At 63.7% G+C, this 26030-nt stretch carries 20 protein-coding genes and 1 tRNA gene; 9 read left to right on the forward strand and 12 right to left on the reverse strand.

Annotation, left to right across the window (positions count from 1 at the left end; genetic code table 11):
* Positions 1-106 precede the first annotated feature (106 nt).
* Entirely contained in the window at positions 107-1159 is a 1053-nt protein-coding gene (gene ubiA, locus ACT6Q8_RS02090) for a 4-hydroxybenzoate octaprenyltransferase (RefSeq protein WP_054166993.1), read from the forward strand.
* Positions 1134-1802 (forward strand): class I SAM-dependent methyltransferase, encoded by a 669-nt coding sequence (locus ACT6Q8_RS02095; RefSeq protein ID WP_082372115.1) that lies wholly within the window; start codon positions 1134-1136, stop codon positions 1800-1802. The genes ubiA and ACT6Q8_RS02095 overlap by 26 nt, the downstream gene beginning before the upstream one ends.
* Positions 1803-1857: 55 nt before the next feature.
* Here ACT6Q8_RS02095 and ACT6Q8_RS02100 read toward each other — a convergent pair whose 3' ends face one another.
* Positions 1858-2727, reverse strand: a complete 870-nt coding sequence (locus ACT6Q8_RS02100) for a LysR substrate-binding domain-containing protein (RefSeq protein ID WP_444732480.1) — start codon at positions 2725-2727, stop codon at positions 1858-1860.
* A gap of 180 nt (positions 2728-2907) precedes the next feature.
* On the opposite strand from ACT6Q8_RS02100, the gene ACT6Q8_RS02105 reads away from it, so the two are divergent.
* Positions 2908-4419 carry a UbiD family decarboxylase gene (locus tag ACT6Q8_RS02105; protein WP_054166995.1) on the forward strand — a complete coding sequence of 504 codons (1512 nt, stop codon included), beginning with the start codon at positions 2908-2910 and terminating at the stop codon, positions 4417-4419.
* Between the two features lie 13 nt (positions 4420-4432).
* Here ACT6Q8_RS02105 and ACT6Q8_RS02110 read toward each other — a convergent pair whose 3' ends face one another.
* Together ACT6Q8_RS02110 and ACT6Q8_RS02115 are read right to left on the reverse strand one after the other, a co-directional pair.
* Positions 4433-5539: an HD domain-containing phosphohydrolase gene (locus ACT6Q8_RS02110; protein WP_082372116.1), complete on the reverse strand. Its 1107-nt coding sequence runs from the start codon at positions 5537-5539 to the stop codon at positions 4433-4435.
* Between the two features lie 159 nt (positions 5540-5698).
* Positions 5699-6295, reverse strand: a complete 597-nt coding sequence (locus ACT6Q8_RS02115; protein WP_054166997.1) for an NUDIX domain-containing protein — start codon at positions 6293-6295, stop codon at positions 5699-5701.
* A gap of 65 nt (positions 6296-6360) precedes the next feature.
* On the opposite strand from ACT6Q8_RS02115, the gene ACT6Q8_RS02120 reads away from it, so the two are divergent.
* Complete coding sequence (locus ACT6Q8_RS02120) at positions 6361-7131, forward strand: DeoR/GlpR family DNA-binding transcription regulator (RefSeq protein WP_444739332.1); 771 nt, start codon at positions 6361-6363, stop codon at positions 7129-7131.
* Between the two features lie 3 nt (positions 7132-7134).
* Here the strand turns inward: ACT6Q8_RS02120 and ACT6Q8_RS02125 are convergent, their stop codons facing one another.
* The gene (locus tag ACT6Q8_RS02125) at positions 7135-7857 is read right to left on the reverse strand and encodes an RlmE family RNA methyltransferase (protein WP_444732482.1); all 723 of its coding nucleotides are present in this window, start codon (positions 7855-7857) and stop codon (positions 7135-7137) included.
* A 90-nt stretch (positions 7858-7947) separates the two neighbouring features.
* Entirely contained in the window at positions 7948-8976 is a 1029-nt protein-coding gene (locus tag ACT6Q8_RS02130; protein ID WP_444732483.1) for a Ppx/GppA phosphatase family protein, read from the reverse strand.
* A gap of 306 nt (positions 8977-9282) precedes the next feature.
* On the opposite strand from ACT6Q8_RS02130, the gene ACT6Q8_RS02135 reads away from it, so the two are divergent.
* Positions 9283-9356 (forward strand) — tRNA-Gln (locus ACT6Q8_RS02135).
* Positions 9357-9415: 59 nt separating this feature from the next.
* Here the strand turns inward: ACT6Q8_RS02135 and ACT6Q8_RS02140 are convergent.
* The 5 genes from ACT6Q8_RS02140 to ACT6Q8_RS02160 all read right to left on the reverse strand — a co-directional run bounded on the left by ACT6Q8_RS02140 (position 9416) and on the right by ACT6Q8_RS02160 (position 17367).
* Entirely contained in the window at positions 9416-10756 is a 1341-nt protein-coding gene (locus ACT6Q8_RS02140; protein WP_444732484.1) for a S41 family peptidase, read from the reverse strand.
* A gap of 12 nt (positions 10757-10768) precedes the next feature.
* Entirely contained in the window at positions 10769-11284 is a 516-nt protein-coding gene (locus tag ACT6Q8_RS02145) for a MarR family winged helix-turn-helix transcriptional regulator (protein WP_444732485.1), read from the reverse strand.
* Between the two features lie 121 nt (positions 11285-11405).
* Entirely contained in the window at positions 11406-13247 is a 1842-nt protein-coding gene (locus ACT6Q8_RS02150; protein WP_444739333.1) for an ABC transporter ATP-binding protein, read from the reverse strand.
* A 539-nt stretch (positions 13248-13786) separates the two neighbouring features.
* Entirely contained in the window at positions 13787-16882 is a 3096-nt protein-coding gene (locus tag ACT6Q8_RS02155) for a tetratricopeptide repeat protein (RefSeq protein WP_444732487.1), read from the reverse strand.
* Positions 16883-17046: 164 nt separating this feature from the next.
* Positions 17047-17367 (reverse strand): winged helix-turn-helix transcriptional regulator, encoded by a 321-nt coding sequence (locus ACT6Q8_RS02160; RefSeq protein WP_444732488.1) that lies wholly within the window; start codon positions 17365-17367, stop codon positions 17047-17049.
* Between the two features lie 100 nt (positions 17368-17467).
* Here ACT6Q8_RS02160 and ACT6Q8_RS02165 point away from each other — a divergent pair, with 100 nt between their 5' ends.
* Positions 17468-18022: a carboxymuconolactone decarboxylase family protein gene (locus tag ACT6Q8_RS02165; RefSeq protein WP_444732489.1), complete on the forward strand. Its 555-nt coding sequence runs from the start codon at positions 17468-17470 to the stop codon at positions 18020-18022.
* Positions 18023-18025: 3 nt separating this feature from the next.
* On the opposite strand, the gene ACT6Q8_RS02170 is transcribed toward ACT6Q8_RS02165, so the two are convergent.
* Positions 18026-18253: a hypothetical protein gene (locus ACT6Q8_RS02170; protein ID WP_054167005.1), complete on the reverse strand. Its 228-nt coding sequence runs from the start codon at positions 18251-18253 to the stop codon at positions 18026-18028.
* Between the two features lie 155 nt (positions 18254-18408).
* Between ACT6Q8_RS02170 and ACT6Q8_RS02175 the strand changes: the two genes are divergently transcribed.
* The gene (locus tag ACT6Q8_RS02175) at positions 18409-19671 is read left to right on the forward strand and encodes a glycosyltransferase (protein ID WP_444732490.1); all 1263 of its coding nucleotides are present in this window, start codon (positions 18409-18411) and stop codon (positions 19669-19671) included.
* 111 nt (positions 19672-19782) lie between these two features.
* On the opposite strand, the gene ACT6Q8_RS02180 is transcribed toward ACT6Q8_RS02175, so the two are convergent.
* Positions 19783-22356 (reverse strand): glycoside hydrolase family 3 protein, encoded by a 2574-nt coding sequence (locus ACT6Q8_RS02180; RefSeq protein WP_444732491.1) that lies wholly within the window; start codon positions 22354-22356, stop codon positions 19783-19785.
* 251 nt (positions 22357-22607) lie between these two features.
* Here ACT6Q8_RS02180 and ACT6Q8_RS02185 point away from each other — a divergent pair, with 251 nt between their 5' ends.
* Positions 22608-22979: a hypothetical protein gene (locus ACT6Q8_RS02185; RefSeq protein WP_444732492.1), complete on the forward strand. Its 372-nt coding sequence runs from the start codon at positions 22608-22610 to the stop codon at positions 22977-22979.
* Between the two features lie 48 nt (positions 22980-23027).
* The gene (locus tag ACT6Q8_RS02190; RefSeq protein WP_444732493.1) at positions 23028-26006 is read left to right on the forward strand and encodes a TonB-dependent receptor; all 2979 of its coding nucleotides are present in this window, start codon (positions 23028-23030) and stop codon (positions 26004-26006) included.
* Positions 26007-26030: the final 24 nt, after the last annotated feature.

Consider the following 26030-nt stretch of genomic DNA (forward strand, 5'->3'; position numbering starts at 1 on the left):
AAACGGCTGCCGACCGGTGCCATCCTGCCACGCGGGAGCTGGAAGCTGTGATGGTGACAAACCGTCTCTTTGCGTCCGGCGGGGGAAAAGATAAGATGCGCGCATCATGACGCACGCCACCGACACGACCGCCGGGCATACCGACATACGGCCCGGCGATTGGATCGACCGCTACCTGCCGGTGGCGTGGCGCCCCTATGCGCGTCTGGCCCGGCTGGACCGGCCCATCGGCACCTGGCTGCTGCTGCTGCCCTGCTGGTGGTCCATTGCGCTGGCGGCCCCGGCGGGGGGCTGGCCCAATCTCTGGCTGATGTTCCTGTTCGGCGTCGGTGCCGTGGTCATGCGCGGGGCCGGCTGCACCATCAATGACATTCTGGACCGGCATCTCGATGCCAAGGTTGAACGGACCAAGGTCCGCCCAATCCCCAGCGGACAGGTCACGGTGCGTCAGGCCATCGCCTTCCTGGTGGCGCAACTGCTGGTGGGTCTGCTGATTCTGGTGCAGTTGAACCTGTTCGCCATCGCCATGGGCGTTGCCTCGCTGCTGCTGGTCGGCACTTATCCCTTGATGAAGCGGATCACCTGGTGGCCGCAGGCCTTTCTGGGCCTGACCTTCAACTGGGGCGCCCTGATGGGCTGGGCGGCGGTGCGCGGTGATATCGGCTGGCCGGCTGTGCTGCTCTATGCCGGTGGTATCCTCTGGACGCTCGGCTATGACACGGTCTACGCCCATCAGGACCGGGAAGATGATGCCCATGTCGGGATCAAATCCACGGCCCTGCTGTTCGGCAATGATTCGCGCCGTTGGGTGGGCGGTTTCTATACCGGCGCCTTCATCTTCTGGCTGCTGGCGCTGGAACCGATGGGCATGTTCTGGGGCATCTTTGTGCCTCTGGCCGCCACCGGTGCCCTGATGGTCATGCAGGTGCGGGGCTGGGACATGAATGACCCCGCCGACAGTCTGGCCACCTTCAAGGCGGCGCGCTTCATCGGCATGGCTTTGCTGGTGGCCATCATTGTCGGCATCGCCAGCCTGCCGCCCGCCGTGCAGGGTGGCGGTGGCTTCGCGCCGGGCGGCAATCGTGGCCTGCCCAAACCCTACATGCAGCAGCCGATGCTGCAGATGGCTGATCTTGTCACTGTCCCCAGCCTCCGCTGATCCCGCCGCCTTCATCCGCCTGCATACCGCCCCGGCCCCGGTGCCGCTCTGCCCCGACATCCGTCTCTGGCAGGCGACGGAAATCACGCCCATCTGGCATGCGACCGAGGATTGGTTGCAGAAAAATGGCGTGCCGCCGCCCTTCTGGGCCTTTCCCTGGGCGGGTGGACAGGCGGTGGCGCGGCTGATCACCGATGATCCGGCGCTGGTGGCCGGAAAACGGGTGATGGATTTCGCTGCCGGATCGGGCCTGATCGCGATTGCCGCCATGAAGGCGGGTGCAGCATCGGTCACGGCGGTGGAGATTGACCCCTTCGCCATCACCGCCACCGGCCTGAATGCCGACCTGAACGGTGTCGCCATCACCGGCCTGACCCAGGACATTATCGGCCAGCCTCTGTCCGGCATCGATATCCTGCTGGCCGGCGATGTCTGTTATGAGCGGTCATTCGCAGAGGCGGCGCTGGCCTGGTTCCGCGTCCTGGCCCGCTCCGGCATCACCGTCCTGGTCGGCGACCCTGGCCGCGCCTATCTGCCATCGCAGGGGCTGGATAAGGTCGCCACCTACAATGTGCCAACAACTCTGGAATTGGAGGATCGGGCGGTGCGGGTCACCGACGTCTGGCGTGTGCCGGCGGGGTAGCGCGGTTTTCGGTTGACCGGAAACCGCTCCGGCGCTTGAGGAATACGAACACCTGTTAACGCTGTTCCAAGGATCGCGCGATATGGTCCGCCAGAAGTTCTGCCGCCTTTGGTACGGTTCCGGTTGGCCGGTGAAGCGCGATCTCGACATCGCCGGGCGGGGGGAGACCCAGGTCGGCATCCACCACCTGCAGGCCCGGACCCAGCATGTCACGGGACAGGATGGTGATCCCCAATCCGGCATTCACGGCGGCCTGAAGGCTGGCCAGGCTGGGGCTGGTATAGACGATGCGCCAGGGCAGGCCGGCTTTCTCCAGCATCTCCAGCGCCCGATGGCGGTAAAAGTCAGGGGTGGGTGCCAGCACCAGGGGCAGCGGTTGCCCCGCCAGATGCAGCAGCCGGGGCGATGCCGCCCAGACCAGCGGTTCCCGCCAGACCCGCAGCCCGTCACCGCCCCCCTGTGCGTCCCGCTTGCACAGGACCAGATCCAGATCCCCACGGGCAAAGCTGTCCAGCAGGTTGGCCGTGAAGTCGCACCGCACCTCCAACGCCACCTGCGGATGGGCGCGTGCAAAGCGGAAAAGAATGTCGGACAGGTGGGCCGTGGCGAAATCTTCCGGTGTGCCCAGGCGTACGGAGCCCTCCACCGCTGGCTCCATCAGAGCCGCGCAGGCCTCCCCCGCCAGGTTCAGAAGCCGCCGCGCATAGATCAAAAGCTGCTCGCCCTCCGGCGTCACCTCGAACGACCTTCCCTCCCGCTGGAAAAGGCGCCGACCCAGACCTTCCTCCAGCCGCTTGATCTGCAGGCTGATGGTGGATTGTGTGCGGCCCAGCCGTTCGGCAGCGCGGGTAAAGCCGCCCGATTCCACAATGGTGATAAAGCTGCGCAGCAGGTCCAGGTCGAACGGGGGCAAGGGCGGGGGCATAGGCCTATCCAGTCAGAAGACTGCAAATGATGAAATAAACTGGACCGCCGACCCGAATGGTAAAGGGCAGGACGATGACGACGTACTTTTCGGCCCGCGACGGGCTGCCCGCTTGACCAGACCGCTCCTGCCACCGATCTTACGCCGCGACCCGTTACCCGGAACCCCCGAAGGCCCATCATGCCCTATGCCTCACTGCGCGACTTCATGGCCCGCCTGGAAAAGGAAGGCCGCCTGGTGCGCGTGACGGAGCCCGTCTCCACCGTTCTGGAAATGACGGAGATCCACACCCGCCTTCTGGCGGAGAAGGGGCCGGCTGTCCTGTTCGAGAATGTGATCCGGGAGGATGGGACGCGCAGCCCCATGCCCGTCCTGATCAACCTGTTCGGCACGGTGGAGCGGGTGGCCTGGGGCATGGACCGCGAGCCGCATGAACTGCGCCAAGTGGGGGAGACGCTGGCCTTCCTGAAGCAGCCCGAACCGCCGCGCGGCCTGAAAGAGGCGTTCCAGCTCTTGCCGCTGGCCAAGCAGGTCATGGCCATGCGGCCCGGCACCGTTTCCAAAGCGCCCTGTCAGGAGGTGGTGCTGACAGGGGACGAGGTGGACCTGTCGCTGCTGCCCATTCAATCCTGCTGGCCGGGGGAGCCGGCCCCGCTGATCACCTGGCCCCTGATCGTCACCAAGGGCCCGTCGGAAGCCCGTGAAGATAATTTCAATCTCGGCATTTACCGCATGCAGCGACTGGGTCGGAACAAGACCATCATGCGCTGGTTGAAGCATCGCGGCGGCGCGCAGCATCATCAGCGCTGGAAGCAATCCGGCAAGCGGGAGCCGCTGCCCGCCGCTGCCGTGCTGGGCGCCGATCCCGGCACCATCCTGGCTGCCGTCACGCCCGTGCCGGAGACGCTGTCGGAGTATCAGTTCGCGGGCCTGCTGCGCGGCAAGAAGGTCGATCTGGTTGATTGCAAGACGGTGCCGTTGAAGGTGCCGGCCACGGCGGAGATCGTCCTGGAGGGCTATGTCAGCCTGGATGAATATGCCGATGAGGGGCCGTATGGCGACCATACCGGCTATTACAACTCGGTCGAGCCTTTCCCCGTCTTCACGGTCACGGCCATGACCATGCGCCGCGACCCGATCTATCTCTCCACCTTCACGGGTCGCCCGCCGGATGAGCCCAGCGTGCTGGGCGAAGGCTTGAACGAGGTGTTCATCCCTCTGTTGCAGCAGCAATTCCCCGAGATCGTGGATTTCTGGCTGCCGCCGGAGGGCTGTTCCTACCGGATCGCGGTCGTCTCCATGAAGAAGGCCTATCCCGGGCACGCCAAGCGCGTGATGATGGGCGTCTGGTCCTTCCTGCGTCAGTTCATGTACACCAAATGGGTCATCGTTGTGGATGATGACATCAATGCGCGTGACTGGAAGGATGTGATGTGGGCCGTCAGCACCCGCATGGACCCCGTCCGCGATATCACGATGATCGAGGGCACGCCCATCGACTATCTGGATTTCGCCAGCCCGGAATCGGGCCTGGGCGGCAAGGTCGGGATGGACGCCACCAACAAGCTTCCGCCGGAAACCCACCGTGAATGGGGGGAAAAGCTGTTCATGGAAAAAGGCGTGGTGGACAAGGTCACGGACATGTGGGACCGCCTAGGCCTGCCCGGTTCTGGCAAGCCGATCTGGCGGTAATGCCGCCTTGCGGTCAGTCCGCCATCTCTACCCTGATCGCCACCATTTCCGCCTTGTTATCCAGGAACAGGGCGGCGAGGGCGGGGTCAAGGTGGTTGCCCTTGATGTCGGCGATGTAGTCCAGCGCCTTGTCCATCGGCCATGGCTCCTTGTAGGGCCGGTGCGAGAGCAGGGCGTCGAACACGTCGCAAACGGCCACCAGCCGCCCCGACAGCGGGATTTTATCCCCCGCCAATCCGTTGGGATAGCCGCTGCCGTCCCATTTTTCATGGTGGGATAGGGCGATCTCTGAGGCCAGGTTCAACATGGGCAGACCGCTATCCGCCAGGATCTGCGCGCCGAGGGTGCAATGGGTCTTCATGACGGCCCATTCATCGGCATCCAGCTTCCCGGGCTTCAACAGAACACGGTCGGGAATGCCGATCTTGCCGATATCATGCAGGGGGGCGGCGGCGGCCAACTGGCTGACAAAATCCCGATCAGCACCCGCCAGTTCCGCCAGCCGTGACGACAGCCGACCGATGCGCGCGACATGCCTGCCCGTATCCTCGTCCCTGAACTCCCCGGCATTGCAGAGACGGTGAATAATCTCCGCCCGCGTCCGTTCCAGTTCCGCCGTCCGCTCACTGACCAGTTGCTCCAGGCGACGAGCCAAGGCCCGTTGGCCCCGGTGCATCATATGCAGGCGCAACAGGTTGCGGGCCCGGATCAGCAACTCCCAGTCGGTGAATGGTTTCAGCACATAGTCGATGGCACCCAGTTCCAGTGCACGCCGGCGATTGGCGGCAATGTCATGAGCAGTGATGATCAGGATCGGCGGAACCTCATCCCCCAGCAGGGCAACAAGCTCCGCCATGAAGCCCGGCCCGTCCAGGCCGGGCATGCAGTAATCCAGCAGGATCAGGTCGGGTGGTGCGACGCGGCAAAGTTCCAACCCCTTTCGTGGATCAGTTGTCGCTGATATATGGGCAAGGCCCGCGCGACGCAGGGTGCAAACGAGATAGTCAACGCTAACTTGCATATCGTCGATCACAATAATTCGTGCCGACTGCAGGATATTTTCTCCTGTTAAAGCCCCATAATGTCCCATCCTGCCGACTCCGCCTTCGAAGAAAGACATGGAGCGTCAATGTCCGTACGCCCTATTGCTGGTATTTGATAATACCAGTCAACTTAAGGAGACTTTCTGTCGACCCGGGCAGGCATCGCGTCATTCATTAACGACTTTATCTTGCTTCGATTGTCGATTCAAACAGGTTGTCATGACCAAAAGTTCATACTACCCTTGGTCTGAAGTCCTCAAAAGGTAAATGGTTGCATACAGCAGAAGGCAGATGGTCTTCCCATCCTGAATGCGGCCATCGCGAATCCGGGCTAGTGCATCGTCGATGCCGATCTCCAGCACGCTGATATCCTCGCCTTCCTCGACATTGCCGCCACCGGCCCCCACCCTGTCCGCCGGATGGTAGGGGGCAGCAAAGAAATGCAACTTTTCCGTCACTGATCCGGGGCTCATGAAGGCTTCGAACAGTTTCTGCGGCTGGCCGATGACATAACCCGTTTCCTCCATCAGTTCCTGGCGGATACGGTCGGCGGGATCGGCGCCGTCTAGCAGCCCGGCTGGTGCCTCCGTCAGCAAATCGTCATGACCATTGACGAAGGCCGGAAATCGGAACTGCCGGGTCAGCACCACGGTGCGGCGCTCGGGATCGTACAGCAGGATGGTGGCCCCGTTCCCCCGGTCATAGGTCTCCCGGCTCAAACTCTGCCAAGTGCCGTCGGCGCGGCGGTAGTCAAAGCGGGTTTTCTTCAGCACGTACCAGTCGTCGGATAACAGGGTTACTTCCTGGATGCGGATACGGTCGGCAATGGACATGGGGCAGGCTCCCCTAACTAATTTCGTGCATTATCGTGTAAAATCATGCAGAGTCACGATAAATCATGATGGGGCGTGAGATGCTGACACAGCAGCGCAAGGCGATGATCCTGTCGGCCTTGAAGCGGGACGGGCAGGTTGTGGCCAAGGATTTTGCCACCAGCCTGGGCCTGTCGGAGGATACGATCCGCCGCGACCTGCGGGAGATGGCGGCCGACCGCCTGTTGCAGCGGGTGCATGGCGGGGCATTGCCGGCCTCTCCCGCAGTCGCCGACCTGGCGGTCAAGGCGGCGCAGTCACCCGATGCCAAGCGGGCGCTGGGTCTGGCGGCGGCGCGGATGATCCGACCCGGTCAACTGATCTTCGTCGATGGCGGCACGACCTGCCTGGCCATGGTCCAGGCGCTGCCGCGTGACCTGCGGGCTATGGTGGTCACGCACAGCCCCGTGATTGCCGCCGCCTTGATCGACCATCCGGCGGTGGAGGTGGCGCTGATCGGTGGGCGGCTGTTCAAACATTCCGGTGTCTGCGTCGGGGCGCAGGTGCTGGACGGCATTCGCCGTTTCCAGGCCGATCTCTATGTCATGGGCGTCACCGGCGTGCATGCCGGCGTCGGCCTGACCACGGGCGATATGGAGGAAGCGGATGTGAAACGCGCCTTTGCCAATGCCGCCGCCGAAACGCTGGTCCCGGTCACGTTCGAAAAGATCGGCGCCGCATCCCCGCACATTATTGGTCCCGCCAGCCTGATGCAGACGCTGCTGGTGGCAGGTGAAGTGGGGGAGGGGGGCTTGGCCCCCTTCCAGACAGCAGGCGTATCGATTCTGCGCGCTTAGGCGTTATTCTTCGTCCGGCGCAGCTGGGGCCGCGACGTTGCGGAAGCCCATGGCCACCAGATAGGTTTCGCTGCTGTCCTGACGGCTGGCGGCGGGCTTGGCGTGGCGGACCGTGGCGAAATCCTTCTTCATCTGGGCCAGAAGCTCCCGCTCCGCCCCACCCTGGAACAGCTTGCAGATGAAGGTGCCGCCGGGGGCCAGCACCTCGACCGCGAACTGATAGGCCATCTCCGCAAGGCCGGCGATGCGCAGATGGTCAGTCTGGGTATGGCCGGTCGTATTGGCTGCCATGTCCGACATCACGATATCGGCGGGGCCTTGCAGCAGTGCCTTCAGGCGGGCCGGCGCCTCCTGGATGGTGAAATCCATCTGGAAGGTTGTGGCGCCGGGCACAGGCTCCATGTCCAACAGGTCGATGCCGATCACCTGACCGGTGCCGCCCTTGTCCGACTTCGACTTTTCAACCGCGATCTGGGTCCAGCCGCCGGGGGCCGCACCCAGATCGACGATGCGCTGCCCACGCTTCAGGAAGCTGAACTTCTCATCCAGCTGCAACAGCTTGAAGGCGGCCCGGCTGCGGAAGCCGCGCTTCTTGGCCTCGGCCACATAGGGGTCGTTCAGCTGCCGTTCCAGCCAGCGTGCCGACGACACCGACCGCCGCTTGGCGGTTTTCACGCGCACGGCCTGATTGCGGCCGGTTGGGACGTTGCCGGAGGACTTGGTCATGGGAAAAGCGCCATCAAACGATAAGGGAGATCTAGCGGGCACCATCGCCGGAACCGTCCGCCCTGACAAGCGGCGGCTCGGCAACCCAGCCTAGCCGCGCCGACGCCGGTGACGGGCGGCGGCGGCCAGTTCGCACAGGATGCCTTCGCGCACGCCCCGGTCGGCGATGCGAAGCTGCGGCACAGGCCATTGCCGCCAGATCGCGTCCAGGATGGCGCAGCCGGCCACCACCAGATCGGCGCGATCACGGCCCACACAGGGCTGTCCCGCCCGGCCCATATAATCCAGGCCCAGCAGCGTCTCCGAAATCGACCGCGCCTTGTCCCGGTCCAGAAAGGCACCATCGACGCGGGAACGGTCGTACCGGGCCAGCCCCATCTGGATGCCGGCCAGGGTGGTGACGGTGCCCGACGCACCCAGCATTTGTACCCGCCCCTCGGCCACGGCCTTGGAGATGCCATTGCGGGCATCGAAATCGCCCAGCCCCTCGGCCACCCGGTCCATCATGCGGCGGTAATCATGCGGGCAGACCCGGTCGCCGCCATAGGTCTCTGTCAGATTGACGACTCCTAGGGGCACGGAAATCTGGTCGATCACGCGCGGGCGACCCCGAACCAGTTCGGTCCAGATCATCTCCGTCGATCCGCCGCCAATATCGAAGACCATGGCATATTGGATGGTGGCATCCAGCAGGGGGGCGACACCGGCCAGGGCCAGCCGCGCCTCCTCCTTGGGGCTGATGATCTCAATATCCAGCCCCGTCTCGTCCTGCACGCGGGTCAGGAACTCATCGCAATTGTCGGCGCGGCGGCAGGCCTCGGTCCCCACGGCACGCAGATGGCTGACGCCACGCCGCTCCATCTTCGACCGGCAGACCTTCAGCGCCTGCACCGTGCGGGACATGGCGTCATCGCACAGCCGGTCGCTGCGGGTCAGCCCCTCACCAAGGCGGACGATGCGGGAAAAGGCGTCGATGACGCGGAACCCCTCGCGGCAGGGCCGGGCGATCAGCAGGCGGCAATTATTGGTGCCCAGGTCGAGCGCGGCCAGAACCGGCGCACGGTTCGCGCAGGCAGTGTCGGCCGTGGGGATTTCCGCCCCACCTGGCACCGGGTCCATCCCGGTTCTGCCTGCCGCACCATTATCCACTTTGCCTGATCCCTTTGCTTGCCGCGTTCCGTCCTGCAACGGATATGGGTGATGTTCAAAACTCTGTCACCCTATCGTAACCGATGCCTGCCCGCCCGCAAGCGCCGTTCAAGCAGCCCTTCCTTGACCGGTGATGAACAGGCGGGTCGGCACCCAGCGTTTACCCATTATGCATTTTTATGTGAAGAAAGGGGTTCACAACCCCAAAACCCGATGCTATAAGCCCGCCCACCCCGACGGCGAGACGCGCACAACACCGCGAAACGCCTAATCGGATGGGGGATCGTCTAACGGTAGGACAGCGGACTCTGACTCCGCCAGTCTAGGTTCGAATCCTAGTCCCCCAGCCAACCTTTGAAAGGCGCCCGACTTGGTCGAGGCGCTTTTGTCATTTCTGGGCTTCTCCCCATTAACGGTTCTGCCGGATCATCGCTGCTAACGCCGTAATTGCGGTCATCGGGTCTTCCTCGCTCTCCGCTACAATCAGGTCGGGCGTGACCGGCTGGGCACAGTGATGACCGCTGGGCCGCGTGAACAGTACATCCGGGACGAAGGCGGTCAGACCTGTGCCGTCCAGCGCCACACGTCTTACACGGCCCGTAGTGCACGAGCGTCCGCCCGTCGGCTGTCCAGCCACGATAGCGAGGCCCTGGTCCTGCATGGCGGTCAGCATCAGGATGGAGGAGGAGTAGCTTCGCGTACCGGCCAGGATCCAGGTACGGCCGGGAATATGGGACGGATTATCGGGCGTGGGTTGGAAATAGCGTTTGCCCTCAATCATCTTCACCGATCCGACCACCTCGCCGGGGCTGGCGACACCTTGATGCAGTTTGACGGCGGCCTGGGAATAGAGGCGGTAGGGTTTGGTGGCGAAATAGGGGGCCAGCCCCTCAATCCACAGCTTGTCATCACCCCCCGGATTGAAACGCAGGTCGATGATCAGGTCGCGGACGCCGGCATTGCGGAATCGGGCGAAGAGGTCGGCCGTATAGGTGCGGAAGGCAGCCAGCCGGGCCCCGTCAAAACTGTCGATCCGCAGATAGCCAATATCACCGGGCAGGACGGCGTTGGAGACGGTGTCGGCGAAGGCGGGTTCCGGGTCGATGGCGGCCGGAATAAGGTCACGACCCGGCAGGGTGATACTGTCGCCGGAGGTGAAGGTGACGCGGTAATCTGGGCCACCATCGAAGATCAGCCAGTAGTACAGGGCGAAACGGTCAGCGGCCAGCGCACGGGCATGGGCGGGGCCGTCGCCATGGGTACGGGCCAGGATGGCACCAACCAGGGCACTGGAAGGACGGCCATCAATGGCACTCACGATGGTGCCCGCCGGGCGGCCCGCAGCTTGCTTGGCCAGGAGCAGGCGACCGGCATCATCAATGCGGACATCGATGGGCAGCAGGCGTCCACCGGCCTGGATATGTTCGCGCAGCCTGGCCATGCGGTCGGGAAAGGCGACCAGCGTATGGCCATCGCCCAGCAGGGGGTTCAGCCGGGACAGCGCACGCCAGGCCTCGCGCTGGGTCATGGGGCCGGAAAGGTCGGCCGATATCCGGACGGCCATGGCGGTAACGGCCTGATGGTCCATGGTGAAGCCGGGGTCCGGGTGCAGTTCCTCAATGGACGCCAGCACACGCTTCAGGTCGGCGCGCACGGCATCGGCGCCGATCAACGGGTCAGCGGTTGAGGCCAGGGCCGAGGCAGCCCAAAGGGTGGCACCGGCCAACAAGGCAAGCGCTGTGCGTCGCATGGGTTGGTTTCCTTATTCGGTGGCCATCGCGTCGATGCGGCGGGACAGCGGGTCGCGGTTGAGATGGTCGATGGCGGATTGCAGCAGGGCGGGCAGGTCGGCCCCCAACTGCGCCGCCAGCCCGTCCAGGGCACGGGTCATGCGGGCCAGATGGAGGGACAGCCGCGCTGCCTCGTCCTGACCATCAGCGGTCAACAGGATCAGGCGGCGGCGGCTGTCCTTCGGGTCGGGCTGACGGATGGCCAGCCCCTGTTCCTCCAGGGTCGCGATGCGCAGGGTGACCAACTGGTGCTGCTGCCCATAGGCCTGGGCCAGATCGGTCAGAGAAGAGGGGCCGTGGCGATGCAGGTACATCAATGCCGAGACGCAGATGGCGGGCGTGCGGAAGCCCAGCCGGGCCAAGTGCCGAGCGCTGTCATCCGTGATCTGCTGAGCCAACCGGTCGGCCAGCAGCGCCAGGAAAGCCGGACGGGTTTCCGGGTCCAGAAAGGAGAGTGAGAAAGCGGGGGTATCGGCGGCTGATTTCATGATGCGCAAATAATTGCGCAAACTATTGCGGAATGTCAAGATGCATAAAAATAGGGGGCGGACCCTGTCGATCCGCCCCCTCCCGAGTGACCCCGCCTCAGCATCGGGGTATTGGGTGTCTTTACTCCGCCGCCGCCAGGAAGCCGCCCGACTGCCGGTGCCAGAGCTGGGCGTAGCGCCCGCCCATGGCCAGCAGTTCGTGATGGCTGCCCTCCTCCACCACCGTGCCGCCCTCTAGATAGAGGATGCGGTCCATCTCGGTGATGGTGGACAGGCGGTGGGCGATGGCGATGACGGTGCGGCCTTCCATCAGGGTCCAGAGCGCGCCCTGGATCAGATGCTCCGACTCGCTGTCCAACGCACTCGTCGCCTCGTCCAGAACCAGAATGGGGCTGTCTTTCAACAGGGCGCGGGCGATGGCCACCCGTTGACGTTCCCCACCTGACAGCTTCACCCCCTGTTCGCCGACAATCGTGTCATACCCTGTCGGACGCTTCATGATGAACTCATCCGCATGGGCCTTCATGGCGGCGGCACGGATTTCCTCCAGGCTGGCGCCCGGCTTGCCATAGGCGATGTTCTCCCCCACCGTCCGGTGGAACACGCCCGGCTGCTGCGGCACCTCGGCCACCGCTTCGTTCAAGCTTTGCAGCGTGACATGGGCGATGTCCTGACCATCGATCAGCACGCGGCCATATTGCGGGTCATACTGACGGCGGATCAGGCGCACCAGCGTGCTTTTCCCGGCACCCGACCGGCCCACCAGCCCGACCTTTTCGCCGGGCTTGATCGTCAGGTTCAGGCCGTTGAAGACCTTGGTGCCGTCGGCGAAGCTGAAATGCACCTCCCGCAGCTCAATCCCGCCGGCCCGCACCCGCAGCGGCGGCGCGCCGACCGTATCGGTGATCTCATGCGGGGCGGAGACCAGATCCAGCGCCTCTGACAGCGTGCCCAGCTCCTCAAAGAAGGTCAGCATGCGATCGGACAGGTGCCAGACGGTGTTGGAAATCTGGAAGGCCAGCGTGAAGACCAGCGTGAATTCGCCAACCGTCATGCCGCCCGACAGGGTGCGGTGGATGGCGACCCAGACCAGCGCGCCCAGCAGCGCCACGATGGACAGCATCTGGAACAGCCGCATGGCCACCAGGAACCAGCGCAGCCGGCGCGACCGGAACCGCTCCTCATTCACGTAATGGCCCAGGAAGGACCGTTCGAAGAAGGTGCGGGCAAAACCGCGGATCAGGTCCGCATTGGTGATGGCGTCGATGATCCGGCCGGACGAGTTGGACACAGCCTCGCTCATCTTCTCCGATAGCGAGAAGCAATGGCGGGCCAGCCAGCCGGACACGGCCACATAGACCACCATCCAGACCGCTAGCACGGCGGAGAAGACCGGCGACGCCGTCCAGAGCAGGGCCAGGGCCACCGCCAGCAGCACCACGACCCGGATCACATCCCACATCAGGATTTCGATCACGCCCAGGACGGCATTGGCCCCCTGCTTGATCTTCTGCCCCAGCTTTCCGGCGAAATTGTCCTGGAAATAGCGGGGGCTGTGCCCCAGCAGCCAGGCGAACATCCGCTTCTGCGCCAGCGCCCGGATGGAGGGCGAGGTATAGATATCCACGATCTGATAGACGCGGTACATGCCCATGCTGCCCAGCCAGATGGCCAGCAGCATGATAAACCAGCCCATCACACCCAGACCCAGCACATCATTGGCGGGCGCGCCGCCCGTGGCCTGCGTCAGGGCATCGACCACGGCCTTCAGGGCATAGGGCTCAAACGCCTCAATCCCCTGACCGATGGAGACGGCCAGCACCATCAGGGTCAGCCGGCCCGCGAATTTCTCCCGGATCAGGCCCCACATGAAGGCGAACGGCTTCGGCGACAGGGGCTTTGGCTGCTCCTGATCCTCCCAGGCGAAATCCTGGTCCTGACGCTCCAGACTATCAATACGCACCGCGCGCATCCCAGCGCGCAACATGCCGGCAAACATCTTCCACCCCATCTCCGGCCCAGGGCCATCCCCGCACCGCACAATACATCCGATATCGGAAGTGATGCGGTATGGTTAGGATTCTGTCAACGGGGAAAAAACTTTCCCGACGCATCAAATGGGCTTGGGCGTCGGCGACGGTTGCGGGCGATGTGAAACATTATGAGACACGGGGAGCGGTGATGTTTCGCTTGCCGTGGGGCGATGGGGGCGACGGTGCGATGGGGGGATGTGCACCCTTGTGAAACATGGTTTGCGGGTTGGTTTCAGAGGCGGTGGTGGGGGGTAGCGGCGGCGTCTGTGCAACCCTGTGGAACATGGAAAGGGTGCGTGTTTCATTCGGGACGGCTCCAACAAAGGCGGCAGAAAGCGGGCGTTTCCGGCCTTTTGGGGAGGCCGGATCGGGGTAGACGCAGGGGTGGCGTTGACGGGGAGAGGATAGCAGGGATGGGGGTGAGAAGTCAGCAGTTGGGAGAGGGTGCGTGCTGGGAACGGTTGGCGCGTCAGGTGGGGGAGTGGGCGTCGGGTTCGGCTTCGGGGGGCGGAAGAAAGCCGTGTTCGATGAGGGCGGCGACGATGGGGTCCACCAACGCGGGATCGGGTTCCTGCCCGGCACTTTGGGCACTGTCAATGTAGTCCCGATAGAACAGAGCCGTATATTGGCCGAAGGGAGCGGGTAGGCGAACAAACATAGGGAACTGCAAGGCCAAGGCCTCTCGTGCAGCGGCGAGTGCATCGTCGTATCGTTCTGACTTGTGAAGGCTATTCCGCCGAACAGCAATTGAAGCTGCCAAATTATGGGCGAAGGCGTCGGGTCGCATTTTAAAAAGCGCGCGGTAGATGGCAACGGCCTCCTCAATCGCTGTCAAAGCCTGCCTTCCTTGCCCCAGGTTGGACCGATGGATTGACAAGTTGCTCAGGGACATCGCCAGTTCGTGCATGAATGCGCTGGGGCGTTCTTCGGCGAGGGCACGATAAATGACGACTGCTTCCTCAGCTTTCGCCAAGGCCTTATCGAATTGTCCCAGTTCGGCCAAGCGGATTGCTAGTGTATTCAGGCTGGTGGCGAGACTGGGCAAGAAGGCATCAGGCTGTTTATCTGCGAGTGGGCGGTAAATGGTAACAGCCTCCTCTGACGCTGCCAAAGCTTCCTCCGGTTGTCGAAGGCTTGTGAGATGGATGGCCATGTTATTCAGAGCCGAAGCTAGCAACGGCATAAAGGTGTCGGGCTGCCTTTTAGCGAGAACGCGGCGGATCGTAACTGCCTCCGTAACCGCAGCCGAAGCCTGGCCGGTTTCACCCAGGTCAAACAGTCGGTTTGATAGGCTGTTCAGGGACGTTGCCAGATCGTGCATGACAGCGTCCGGCCTTTTTTTGACGAGTGCACGGCGAATAACGACTGCCTCCTCCACTGCTGCCAAAGCCCGCTCTCGTTGTCCCAACTCGGACAAGCAGTTTGAAAGGGTGTTCAAGCCCATCGCTAAATCAGGCATGAAGCTATCAGGCTGTTTTTGGGCAATGGCGCGTTGAATGGCGACCGCCTCCTCGACCGCCGCCAGAGCTAGCTCCAGTTGTCCCAGGTTGGACAAGCGGATCGACAGGTTGTTCAGATGTCCTGCCTTGAACAGCAGTGCTTCCAGTGGGGCATCTGCCGGCAGGGGCACTTCGACCAATCGTTGTTCCACCAGTGCCGCGATTTCGCGAAGCTCGGTCGTGTACTCAGGCAACAGGCGTGCTAGTTTCAGGGCGTGTTCAGCACTCAGCCGGCCCATCACCTCCCTGAACAAAGCCGCCATCGGCAGGGGCTGTTCCAGTGCCACGCGGAAGGCCGGGACGGCCAGACGGTCGAAGGTTCGGTCCAGGATGGCGCGCAGCCATTCGACCACTTCCGGCTTGCGCGCGGCGAGGCGGCTCAGGATGGTCAGGGCGGTTTGGGCCTGCGCCTCGCTGGCCTCATGTCCTGTGGCGGTGGTCAGCAGGGGATCGGCGGCGGATGTGATGGTGCGCCAGACCAGATGTTCGCCCAGCAGGTCCGGTTCCAACCCACGCAACAGGTCGCCATCGCCGTAAAGCGGGTGCAGGGCGGTGAGCCACTGTTTCAGGGTTTCGCCGCTATGGTTCGCCAAGGCAGGCAGGCGGCGGACCAGGGCGGGGGCATCGTTGCGGTGGGTGGGGTCGGACAGGGTCAGCAGGGTGACGATGGTGCAGATGTCGTCCAGCTTGGCGTTATCATCAGCGGTCAGGCGGGCAGCAGCGCGCCACACCCGCCGTTCGCGGGATAGCAGATGATCAAGGATACCGTTCTGTGTGGTCGTCAGCAGCGCGGTGCCGTCGCGTGCGGCCTCCACCGCCAGCAGGGCGCGGGCGCGGGCGAACAGGGGCAGGCCCAGATCGTCGGGCCAGATGCCGGGGGTCTGTACCTGATCCACGGGCACCCCCAGCAGGGGGGCGAAGTGGCTTGCCGCCTCGGTAAATACGTCCACCGGGATGCCGGTGGGCAGGGCCGGCACCTCCAACGGTTCTGCGAGGCAGGAGGGGCCGCGCAGCAGGGTACCGGCGGGGTCAGGCAGGCTCTTGCGGTTGGTCCACCAATCGCCCGCCTCCCGCTCCACCAGCAACAGGCGGAAGCGACCGGATGCGGCCCAGTCAGCCGCCAGATCGGCGAAGCGTTGTAAGTCGCCCATGCGCCCGGCGGCATAATCAATGGTGATCAGGGTCGGGACGGTTTCGTCGAACAGGTCGGCCAGCCGGATGTTGGACAGGTCCGGCAACCGGTCCACAAGAAAACCGGTACGCCAGCCCTGCTGTTCCAACCGGCGGCAGAGTTCCAGCGCAAGGCGGGTCTTGCCGTGGCCGCCGGGGCCGGTCAGCAGCCGCACGCGGACGGGCGTCGGCGCTGTCGCCCAAGAGAGCAGGGTTTCCATTTCTCCGTCGCGGCCCCGCAGCGACAGGTTGGTGTGGCGGGCGGTCAGCAGCTCGCTGGCCGACAGTATGTCCTTGCGGAAGGGGACGGGGGCGTTGCGGCGCAACAGGGTGAGGCCGGCGAGGGAGCGCAGGAACAGGTCGTCAGGCAGGCTGCGCAGGGCGGCCAGGATGTCTTCCTGACGCTTCTGGATCAGTTCGCGCCACAGCGCTTCGGTGGCTTTCAGGTTATCGGTCTGGGACAGGACGTGGCGCAGCAGGATGGTCAGGACGGCCTGAACGGCGTCATTTTCGCCCTCCATGCCATCGATCTCTGCCAGGATCGCCTTACCATTGCCCAGGATTTGCGCCGTCAGCGTGGGGGCGTCGTATGCAGCCTTAACGATATCGGCAGCGCTGGGCGCATGATCGCGCAGCAGGCGGCCCGCCATGGTGAGGGCCACTTCCTGACGACTTTCGTCCAGGCGCAGCATGGTTTGGTGGGCTTTGATCTGGCTTTCCGCCGCCTTCATCGCCTGACGTGTGGTGCTGGGAAGGCGGTTCAACACCCTGTCCAGCCAAGCGCCCGCAATCTCCCCCGTGGTCTCCCACAGCTTCTTTTTTACATCGGCCAGATCATCCGCCACGGACAGGGCGAAGGCGATTTTGACCAGAAGCCCGAGGGTGATGATGTCCATCGCAGCGCCTTGGCGGGGTTACCCCTCAAGGATATGCGGTGCGGTGGGGTTGGGCAACTGTCGGGTGGTTGGGGTGGGGTGCCTTCGGCGGCTGGGGAGTGGCCATGTCGGGCGCTTGGCCCCTGGGCCCCGGCCTTCGCCGGGGAGGCGGTGAAGGGGGCAGGTTAGCCCTCTTTTGACGGGGCTTCGTTTGCGAAATGCTCCTCCGCCCAATGGTAGAGCGGCATCATCAGGCAGCCCAGCTCGCGGCCTTCGGGTGTCAGGGTGTAGCCGTCCTCCGCCGCGATCAGGCGGGCCTCGCGCAGGTCGGTGAGGCGGGTGTTGAGGACCGAGGGGGAGATGTCGGCGCAGCGTTCGCGCAAGCTGCGGAAGGTCTGGCCCGGTTGTTGATGCAGTTCCCAGAGGATGCGCAAGGTCCAGCGGCGGCCCATCAGGTCCAGCAGGCGCATGATGGGGCGGGTGGAGCGGGGGGCCTTGGTGGGCATGGCTTTGCTGGGTCCTTGGTGTGCTACGATTTTCGTAGCGAACGGCATGCGATTGCGCTACGAATTCTGTAGCACGAACGATGGCCGTGGAGGAATGATCATGCCGGCGCGTCTTTCACCTGTTGCCGCCCCCTATGACCCGCTGATCGCCGCGCAGATTGAGCGGCTGCGACCGCCGGGCGCCCCGCCGCTGAGCCTGTTCACGACCTTGGCGCATAATCCGCGCATGCTGTCGCGGCTGTTTGCGGGCGGGCTGCTGGATGCGGGGTCGGTCACGGTGCGGCAGCGGGAGCTGATGATCTTGCGCACCTGTGGGCAGGCGGGGGCCGATTATGAATGGGGGGTGCATGCGGCGCTGTTTGCGGGCGTGGCGGGCTTGAGTGCCGATCAGGTGGCGGCGACGCGGCGGGATAATCCGCTGGGGCCGGACTGGTCGGATGAGGATCTGCTGATCATGGATACGGCGGATGCGCTTTATGCCCAGGGCGATCTGACGGATGGGCAATGGGCCGCCCTGTCGGCGGGGTTTTCGGCGGCGCAGATCGTGGAACTGATCGCGCTGGCCGGATATTACCGGACCATCGCCCTGTTCTGCCGCACCCTGCGGCTGCCGCCCGAAGGGTTTGCGGGCGGGGTTAAGGAAGTGGCGGCGTAGCGCTTACTGTTCCGCATCGACGCTGGCATAGGCCTCGGCGGGGCGTTGGGGCGTGTAGTAATAGCCGGATTGCATCTTCTCCCGCTCCGCATTGGCGGCGATGCGGTCGATCACGGGTAGGGACCAGGCGGCGGCCAGAAGGCCCGTCCACAGAGCCACGACCATGACGCGATCGGCCATTTTCTTGCCATTGGCGCCAGTTTTTGGGCTGCTGGCTGTGACGCTGGACATTTTTGCCTCCGTGACCTCCTGGTACTCCCAGGCTGTGCATCAACTATGCCAATCAATCTTTGCCGGCTTCTTAACGGGCCGGTGCCCGACCGGCGGCAAGGCTGTGACATTGTTGGGGCAGGGGTTGGGGCAGGGGGAACTTTGGGGGTTTTGACGTGCGGATCGTGATGATGGCGCTGGGCTCGCGCGGGGATGTGCAGCCCTTTGCGGCTCTGGGTGTGGCGCTGGCGGCGCGGGGGCATGCGGTGCGGCTGCTGACCTATGGCAGCTTTGCCGATCTGGTGGCGGGCAGGGGTGTGACCCTGGTGCCGCTGGAGGGCGATATCCAGGCCGACCTGAAGGGACCGGAAGCCACGGCGATGTTTGCAGAAGGGGCCAAGCCGGGCCGCGTGATGGCGGCCATGCGCGCCTTTGCCGAGAGAAATGGCGAAAGCTGGGCCCGCTGTCTTCTGGACGAGGCGCGGACGGCGGACCTGCTGATCCCGGCGGGGGCCAGTGTGTTTGTCGGCGCGTCGGTGGCAGAGGCGCTGGGCATTCCCTATGTCCATGCCTATCCGCAGCCGACATTGCCGACCCGCGCCTTCCCCAGCGCCATGGTGCCGCCACAGGGCAAGCGTCCGGGGATTGGGAACTGGGCGCAAAGCTGGATGATATCCATCGTTTTCTGGCTGATTTTCGCCAAGATGGTGAACCGGGTCCGGTCCGAACTGCTGGGTCTGAAGCCCTACCCGTTCTACGGCCCCTATTGGCGATGGCAGCGGGAAGGCGTTCCTATGCTGATGGGATACAGCCCGGCGCTGGTGCCCCGGCCCGATGACTGGCACCCGGCGGCGCAGGTGGTGGGGGCCTGGTTCCTGGACCACCCGGAATGGGTGATGCCGGACGATCTGTCGGCCTTTCTGGCCGCCGGCCCCGCGCCCGTCTATATCGGGTTCGGCAGCATGATGCCGGGCGATCCGGTGAGGACCACGCGCATCATTGTGGAGGCGGTGCGCCAGGTGGGTTGCCGCGCCGTCCTGGCAGGCGGTTGGGGCGGATTGAAGCCGGAGGGGCCGACGCCCGACATCTTCCCTCTGGAGGCCGCACCGCATGACCGGCTGCTGCCGCATATGGCCGCCATTGTGCATCATGGCGGGGCGGGCACGACGGCGGCGGGGGTGCGCGCCGGTGTGCCGGCGGTGATCGTGCCGTTCCTGGCGGATCAATTCTTCTGGGCCTGGCGGTTGGAGGAACTGGGCGTGTGCGGCGGCATGCTGCGCCACCGCGACCTGGATGCCGATCAACTGGCCAATGCCATCCGCCGCTGCCTGGAGGATCAGGGCATGCGGGCGCGTGCGGCAGCGATCGGCGCCCAGGTGCGGGCCGAGGATGGGCTAGGCGCAGCGATGCAGGTGATTGAGGCGATGGAGCGCCGGTGAAAGAAAAATGGGCCGCCCGGTTGAGGGGCGGCCCGAAGTGGGGTGACAAGAAGAGAGAGAACCGTCGCCGTCCCCACCCGTGCCGGCGGGGACGAAACGGGTCTGCCGGCCTCACTTGGCCGGGCAGACGGCGTTGCCCGGATCGGCGTCCAGCTTCAGGTCGGTGACCGTCAGGCCCAGCCGACCCTCGGTGCTGATCACCACGGGTGCTTCGATGGCCGCCATCCGCGCCCCGGCGGCGGCAAAACATTTCAGGGAAATCTTGGTGGTCTGGAAGGTGCCCGGCTTGGCATCGGTCAGGATCTTGGTCAGGTCCAGATCGGCGCGGCAGTCGGGGCCGCACATCATGGAAACGAGAGCCTTGCCCGTCGGGGCCTGATCGACGCGGTAGCGCAGCGACAGGGTGACATCGCCGTTCGACTGCCGCGACAGATCGACGGCACGGCCGGAGATGATAAAGGCGCCACGGCCCGTGCCGTTCCAGGTCAGCTGCTTGGCATCTTCCTGGGCGGCCACGTCCACCGATTTCAGATCCACGACCTTGGCCGGACTGGTGCCGGTGGTGGTGGTGACACGCAGGTCGCCCACCTGATCGGCGATGGCCAGCGACCAGGGGGCGGGTGCACCACCCCGGCGGAAGAACACGCCGGTGGAGGAGCCGGAACCGGCGGGCACACCGCTATTCTCCGACAGCGGCGCCAGATCGCCCTTGTCCTTGTAGGTCAGGCCATAACCATAGGCAAATTGCGGGTCGTAATTGGCATCGCCCCGGTTCAGCGGCGTCTGTACCGCATTCTTGGGCCAGGAGAAGGACAGCTTGCCGGTGAAGTCATATTTCACCTTGCCGTCCGCACCCTTGAACAGCACGTCGGCAACGCCATTGCCCTCGGTCCCCGGCAGCCAGGCGGCCACGAACGCGTCGGATGCATTGATCTCCGGGTTCACCCACATGGGGCGGCCCGACAGGAAGACGGCGACGGTGGGAATGCCCTGGGCCTTCAGCTTCTTCAGCAGGGCCAGATCGGCCTTGTCGCCCGGCTGGAATTCCAGCGTCTCCACATCGCCCTGGAATTCGGCATAGGGTTCCTCGCCGAACACCACGATGGCGACGTCGGGCTTATCCTTGAAGGCGCCGGCCTTGTCATAGGCCACGGAGCCACCGGCGGCGGCGACCGTTTCCTTGATGCCGTCCAGGATGCTGGTGGCGCCGGGGAATTCGTCGTTGCGGTTGCCCGTGCCCTGCCAGGAAATGGTCCAGCCGCCCGCCTGCTTGCCGATATTGTCGGCCCCGTCACCGGCAACCAGAACCTTGGCCTTGGGCGACAGCGGCAGGACACCACCCTGATTCTTCAGCAGCACCAGGGATTTGCGCACAGCCTCGCGGCCGACGGCGCGGTTTTCCGGGCTGCCCAGGCTGGCGATGGCGGGAACGTCCTTGCGGTCCTTCGGCGCCGGCTTGTCGAACAGGCCAGCATGGAACTTCACGCGCAGGATGCGGCGGACCGCATCATCCAGGCGGGCCATGGGGATGGTCCCGTCCTTCACCTGCGCCAGCGTGTTCTTGTAGAGCTGTTCCCAGCTGTCGGACGCCATATACATGTCCAGACCCGCGATCAGCGAAGTCGGGCAATTATACTTGGTGCAGCCCGGCACCTGATCATGGGCGTTCCAGTCGCCCACGATGAAGCCGTTGAAGCCCATCCGGCCCTTCAGGACATCGGTCATCAGCTGCTTGTTGCCGTGATGCTTGATGTTCTGCCAGGAGCTGAACGAGGTCATGATGGTCAGCACGCCGGCATCAATAGCAGGCGGATAGCCGGCATTGTGCAGGCGGACCAGTTCTTCCTCGGTGATCTTGGCATCGCCCTGGTCACGGCCGCCATCGGTGCCGCCATCGGCCAGGAAATGCTTGGCCGTGGCCACCGTGCGGCCCGGCTTCATGAAATCCTTGGAGCCGATGACGCCCTGGATGCCTTCCACCACGGCGCCGGCATAGGCGGCCACAATCTCCGGATCTTCAGAGAAGCCCTCATAGGAACGGCCCCAGCGGTCATCGCGGACGACGGAGAGGGCAGGGGCGAAGGTCCAGTCGATGCCCGTGGCGGCCATTTCGCGGGCCGTCACCTCACCCGTGCGGCGCAGCAGGTCGCGGTCGCGCGTGGCGCCCAGGGCGATGTTGTGCGGGAAGATGGTGGCCGCACCGATATTGCCATGGCCGTGAACCGCATCAACGCCGAAAATCACGGGAATCTGGACGCGACCGGGCTTCTTTTCCATGGAAACCCGGTAGAATTCATCCGCCAGATCCAACCAGGCCTGCGCCGGGGCGCGGTCATCGCCGCCGGGACCGGAATTACCACCCGCCAGGATCGAACCCAGCGGATATTTGCGCAGGTCAGCGGGCTTAATCGTGGAAATGTCGCCCTGGATGGTCTGACCAACCTTCTCTTCCAGGCTCATCTGCGCCATCAGCGCATCGATCTTCTTTTCGATCGCGGGGTCGATCAGGCGCTGCGCCTTCGCGGCGGGCCATTTTTCGGGATGCAGGGTCTGTGCGGGGGACGCCGTGCCATCGGCGGAAAAGGCCACATTGGCCGACAGTACCCCGCCCAGGCCGGCCACCAGGGCCAGTGCGCTGACAAGACCAAGGGCGCGGGCCAGCCGCGTGGTTCGCTTCGACGTCACTTGCATCCTCCCAATCTGCTTTCGTTCATTGTCGTCAGGGGTTTTTGGTCCCGCCGACGAGCCTTGTCCTGACATCGTTGTCAGATGGAATGACACCAACATGACGGGCTGTCAACGCCCAAGTCTCACAATTTCGCCGAACCCTCCGGCCAAAAACCTTGTGAGGGATGGGGGCGGCTTGCCGGTGTCTCTGTCAACGCTGTCAGATTTGATGTCCGTAAGTCATCCAGCCTCCCGTTTCGGTGGGCCGCATGGTTACCGCTACCATAATTCTGCCATCCCCCGCAAAGCTTTACGCGGTCCGGGGGTGGCTGGCAGGGAAATTTTTGTATCGGCAATTGGCAGCGATGTCAATTCACCTATTGGCGGATTTTTCAGGATATTGTTTCGCTGCACCTGCGAAAGAAACCCATATTTTCCGCCAATTTTTTGTAGATTTTAGGGGAGTCTGTATCCTTGCCAATTTCATGACAGCGTTATCAAAGCCTATTGACTGCGCTGTCAATATTGTCCAAGGTGTGGTCCGGGCGATGAACCACACCAAGAAGGCTTGTCCGCCCGATGCCGAGGGGGAGGAAACTGACATGGGCCCGATCGCGGCGCAGGTCATGGGTTCTCATTAAATAAAGCAAAATGCCTTATTTGGGCTAAATCCTTACGGGAGGTAAAAAATGTCAGTCAAGTCTAAGCCCGGATTCTATCTGGGTTCTGTTGCTGCCATCGCGCTGGCGACCGCCATGCCGGCCCTGGCGCAGCAGGCGCCAGCCCCGTCGGCCCCGGCCGCCGAAGGCACGTTGGAAGAGATCATCGTTACCGGTTTCCGCGCCTCGCTGGCCAATGCGCTGCAGACCAAGCGCAATTCCAACGAGATCATCGAGTCCATCACCGCCGAGGATATGGGCAAGTTCCCGGACCAGAACATCGCGGAAAGCCTGCAGCGCCTGTCGGGTGTGCAGATCGACCGTGACAATGGCCAGGGCACCAAGGTCCGCATCCGTGGTCTGGACCAGAATGTCACGCTGCTGAACGACGAGATTTTCCTGACCGGCCTGGAGATTTTCACCCTGGGTGAAGGCCAGACCCGTAACAATGACAGCCTTGAGGGTGTGCCGTCCGAACTGCTGGGTGGCGTGGATGTCTACAAGTCGCCGAACGCCCGCCTGCTGGAAGGCGGCCTGGGCGGTACGGTCAACCTGAAGACCCGCAACCCGCTGGATCTCGACCAGGGCTACACCATCGCCGGTAACGTGCGCGGGGCCAAGTCGTCGGGTGCCGATGGCGGCTGGAAGCCGCTGGGCGCGCTGGCGCTGGGTTACAACTGGGACGACAAGGCGGCCTTCATCGCCACCCTGTCCTATGACAAGCAGAACAGCCAGACGGACGTTCTGGGTGGTCAGAACCGCGGCAACTGGCGCTTTGCCGACCGTGGTGACAAGGCCACCGTTACCAAGAACTATTACGCGCCGGAATATCGCTATGCGACCGACCGCGAGCAGAGCCGCAAGCGTATTGGCGGTTCGCTGGCCGGTGCCGTGCAGCTGTCCGACAGCGTAGAAGTGTCGGGTGAGTGGTTCCATTCCGAACTGGACATCCTGACGTCCGAAGCGTCGGTGAAGTTCCCGTTCGCTATTGAAAGCCCCGGCCTGGACACCACCAAGCCGTACACGATTGACGAGAACGGCGTGCTGATCAACGGCACCCTGATCGCCAATTCAGCGGAAGCCATCTCCTATGTCCAGAATTCCCAGATCGACAGCGACAATTTCGGCCTGAAGCTGAAATATGATGGCGGCGGCAATTTCCGCGGCTCTCTGCGCGGTGCCTATGCCAAGGCCGATCTGTTCTCTGACAGCGCTAACAACGACGTCCGTTACACGCAGTACAGCGTGCCGACGGCCGACCCGACCAGCCCGACCGGTTTCAGCCACAAGCCGGCCAATCCGGCGGCCCCGGCCAATTACCGCTTCAACTACAGCAATGGCAACGGCACGCTGCCGTCGATGACGCTGGCCACCACGCCGGACCTGTACACCAACCCGGCCTATGGCTATTTCAAGTCGCACTGGGTGTTCGGTGATCGTGCCGATCTGGAGAATTATTCGGTCCGCGCCGACGGCGAATATGATCCGGAATTCATCCCCGCCGGCAATGTCACCCTGACGGGCGGCTATCGCTATGCCTCGCGCGATGTCGACTATACGCGTGGCCGTTATCTGGCCAACCTGTCCGGCCGTGGCGAACTGGATGGCACCAAGTTCGGTCAGAAGTGGACGCCCTATGGCTACTTCATGGATGGCGCCATCGGCTTCAAGTCGTGCGAACTGCCCGCCGGCACGCCGGGTATTCCCAACCGCTGTAACAACCGCTTCGGCAATTCCGCCCCGGTCCTGACCCCGTTCCAGACCTTCACGGGTTCGTCGGGCCGCGTGGAGACGATCAACAACTTCTTCTCCTCCGGCGACATGGTCGGCGGCAAGATCCAGGTCCAGGATCGCAGCCAGATGAAGAATGGGGCGGAATGGATCCAGTCGCTGTATCCGACCCTGCCGTTCGCCTTCTACGAGGAGCCGCTGGAAAGCTTCCGCGTGAAGGAGAGCACCCATTCCGGTTACCTGATGGCCGATATCGGCGATCCGGGCGAGGGTTATCACATCAATGTCGGCGCCCGCCTGATCCACACCAACCTCACCGTCTATCAGAACCGCGCCACCGATCCGGACCCGGTTTATCTGGGTACCGACAGCTGGAACGGCGTTCTGCGTGACAGCGAGACCATCGCCAATGAGCGGTCCTACACGGACATCCTGCCCAGCCTGAACATGGTCTTCGACCTGGATGAGGGCCAGAAGGTGCGCTTCGCCGCCTCGCGCGTCGTTGCCCGCCAGAACCTGTTCGATCTGGGCCGTGGTTTCCGCGTCGACTTCACCCGCAACCCGACCACCAACCTGTTCGAAGCCACCAACGGTTCCGCCGGCAACCCCGATCTGGACCCGTTCCGCGCCTCGCAGTTTGACCTGGGCTACGAATATTATTTCGGCAGCCAGGGTCTGGTGTCCGCCGTCGGCTTCTGGAAGGAAGTGGACAGCTTCATCGGCAGCGAAACCAAGCCCGAATTCGTCATGGATCAGGCCGGTGGGCGCAACACCCCCATCGCCCGCCCAGTCAATGGCGAGGGTGGCCGCATCAAGGGCTTTGAACTGGCTGCCCAGTATGCCTTTGATTTCGGCGCCGGTTTCAACGTGAACTATACGTTCTCCGACAGCAAGTCGCCGATCCTCAACGATTTCGACAAGGGTCTGCCCATCCCCGGCGTGGCCAAGCACGCCTTCAATGGTCAGGTCTATTACGAGTATGAGGGTCTGGAGGCGCGCGTCTCCTACACCTGGCGTAACAAGTCGTTCGCGGGCAATTTCGGCTTCTCGGACGGTGCTACCACCCGTACGCTGGGTATCTGGAACCGTTCCTACGGCCAGCTGGATGCGCAGATCGGCTATCAGGTCACCGAGCAGATCGGCCTGACCCTGGAAGCGGTCAACCTGACCAAGGAAGACCAGAGCCAGTACCTGCAGTTCGGTAACCTGCCCTTCACCTACAGCTCCGGTTCGCAGCGCATCATGGCGGGCGTCCGGTTCAAGCTGGGAGCGGAGTGAGGTAGAGTAGAGTGATTATTGCCC

It is taken from the genome of Niveispirillum sp., assembly GCF_052437035.1.
Lineage (GTDB): Bacteria > Pseudomonadota > Alphaproteobacteria > Azospirillales > Azospirillaceae > Niveispirillum.

Coding starts and splice junctions, on each gene's coding strand:
- ACT6Q8_RS02160 (WP_444732488.1), bottom strand. CDS start 17,367: ATGCCCACCAAGGCCCCCCGCTCCACCCGCCCCATCATGCGCCTGCTG.
- ACT6Q8_RS02155 (WP_444732487.1), bottom strand. CDS start 16,882: ATGGACATCATCACCCTCGGGCTTCTGGTCAAAATCGCCTTCGCCCTG.
- ACT6Q8_RS02115 (WP_054166997.1), bottom strand. CDS start 6,295: ATGTCCATTGCCGACCGTATCCGCATCCAGGAAGTAACCCTGTTATCC.
- ACT6Q8_RS02125 (WP_444732482.1), bottom strand. CDS start 7,857: ATGACCAAGTCCTCCGGCAACGTCCCAACCGGCCGCAATCAGGCCGTG.
- ACT6Q8_RS02110 (WP_082372116.1), bottom strand. CDS start 5,539: ATGTCTTTCTTCGAAGGCGGAGTCGGCAGGATGGGACATTATGGGGCT.
- ACT6Q8_RS02145 (WP_444732485.1), bottom strand. CDS start 11,284: ATGAAATCAGCCGCCGATACCCCCGCTTTCTCACTCTCCTTTCTGGAC.
- ACT6Q8_RS02165 (WP_444732489.1), top strand. CDS start 17,468: ATGCCGGCGCGTCTTTCACCTGTTGCCGCCCCCTATGACCCGCTGATC.
- ACT6Q8_RS02170 (WP_054167005.1), bottom strand. CDS start 18,253: ATGTCCAGCGTCACAGCCAGCAGCCCAAAAACTGGCGCCAATGGCAAG.
- ACT6Q8_RS02140 (WP_444732484.1), bottom strand. CDS start 10,756: ATGCGACGCACAGCGCTTGCCTTGTTGGCCGGTGCCACCCTTTGGGCT.
- ACT6Q8_RS02130 (WP_444732483.1), bottom strand. CDS start 8,976: ATGGACCCGGTGCCAGGTGGGGCGGAAATCCCCACGGCCGACACTGCC.
- ubiA (WP_054166993.1), top strand. CDS start 107: ATGACGCACGCCACCGACACGACCGCCGGGCATACCGACATACGGCCC.
- ACT6Q8_RS02105 (WP_054166995.1), top strand. CDS start 2,908: ATGCCCTATGCCTCACTGCGCGACTTCATGGCCCGCCTGGAAAAGGAA.
- ACT6Q8_RS02190 (WP_444732493.1), top strand. CDS start 23,028: ATGTCAGTCAAGTCTAAGCCCGGATTCTATCTGGGTTCTGTTGCTGCC.
- ACT6Q8_RS02100 (WP_444732480.1), bottom strand. CDS start 2,727: ATGCCCCCGCCCTTGCCCCCGTTCGACCTGGACCTGCTGCGCAGCTTT.
- ACT6Q8_RS02185 (WP_444732492.1), top strand. CDS start 22,608: ATGGTTACCGCTACCATAATTCTGCCATCCCCCGCAAAGCTTTACGCG.
- ACT6Q8_RS02120 (WP_444739332.1), top strand. CDS start 6,361: ATGATGGGGCGTGAGATGCTGACACAGCAGCGCAAGGCGATGATCCTG.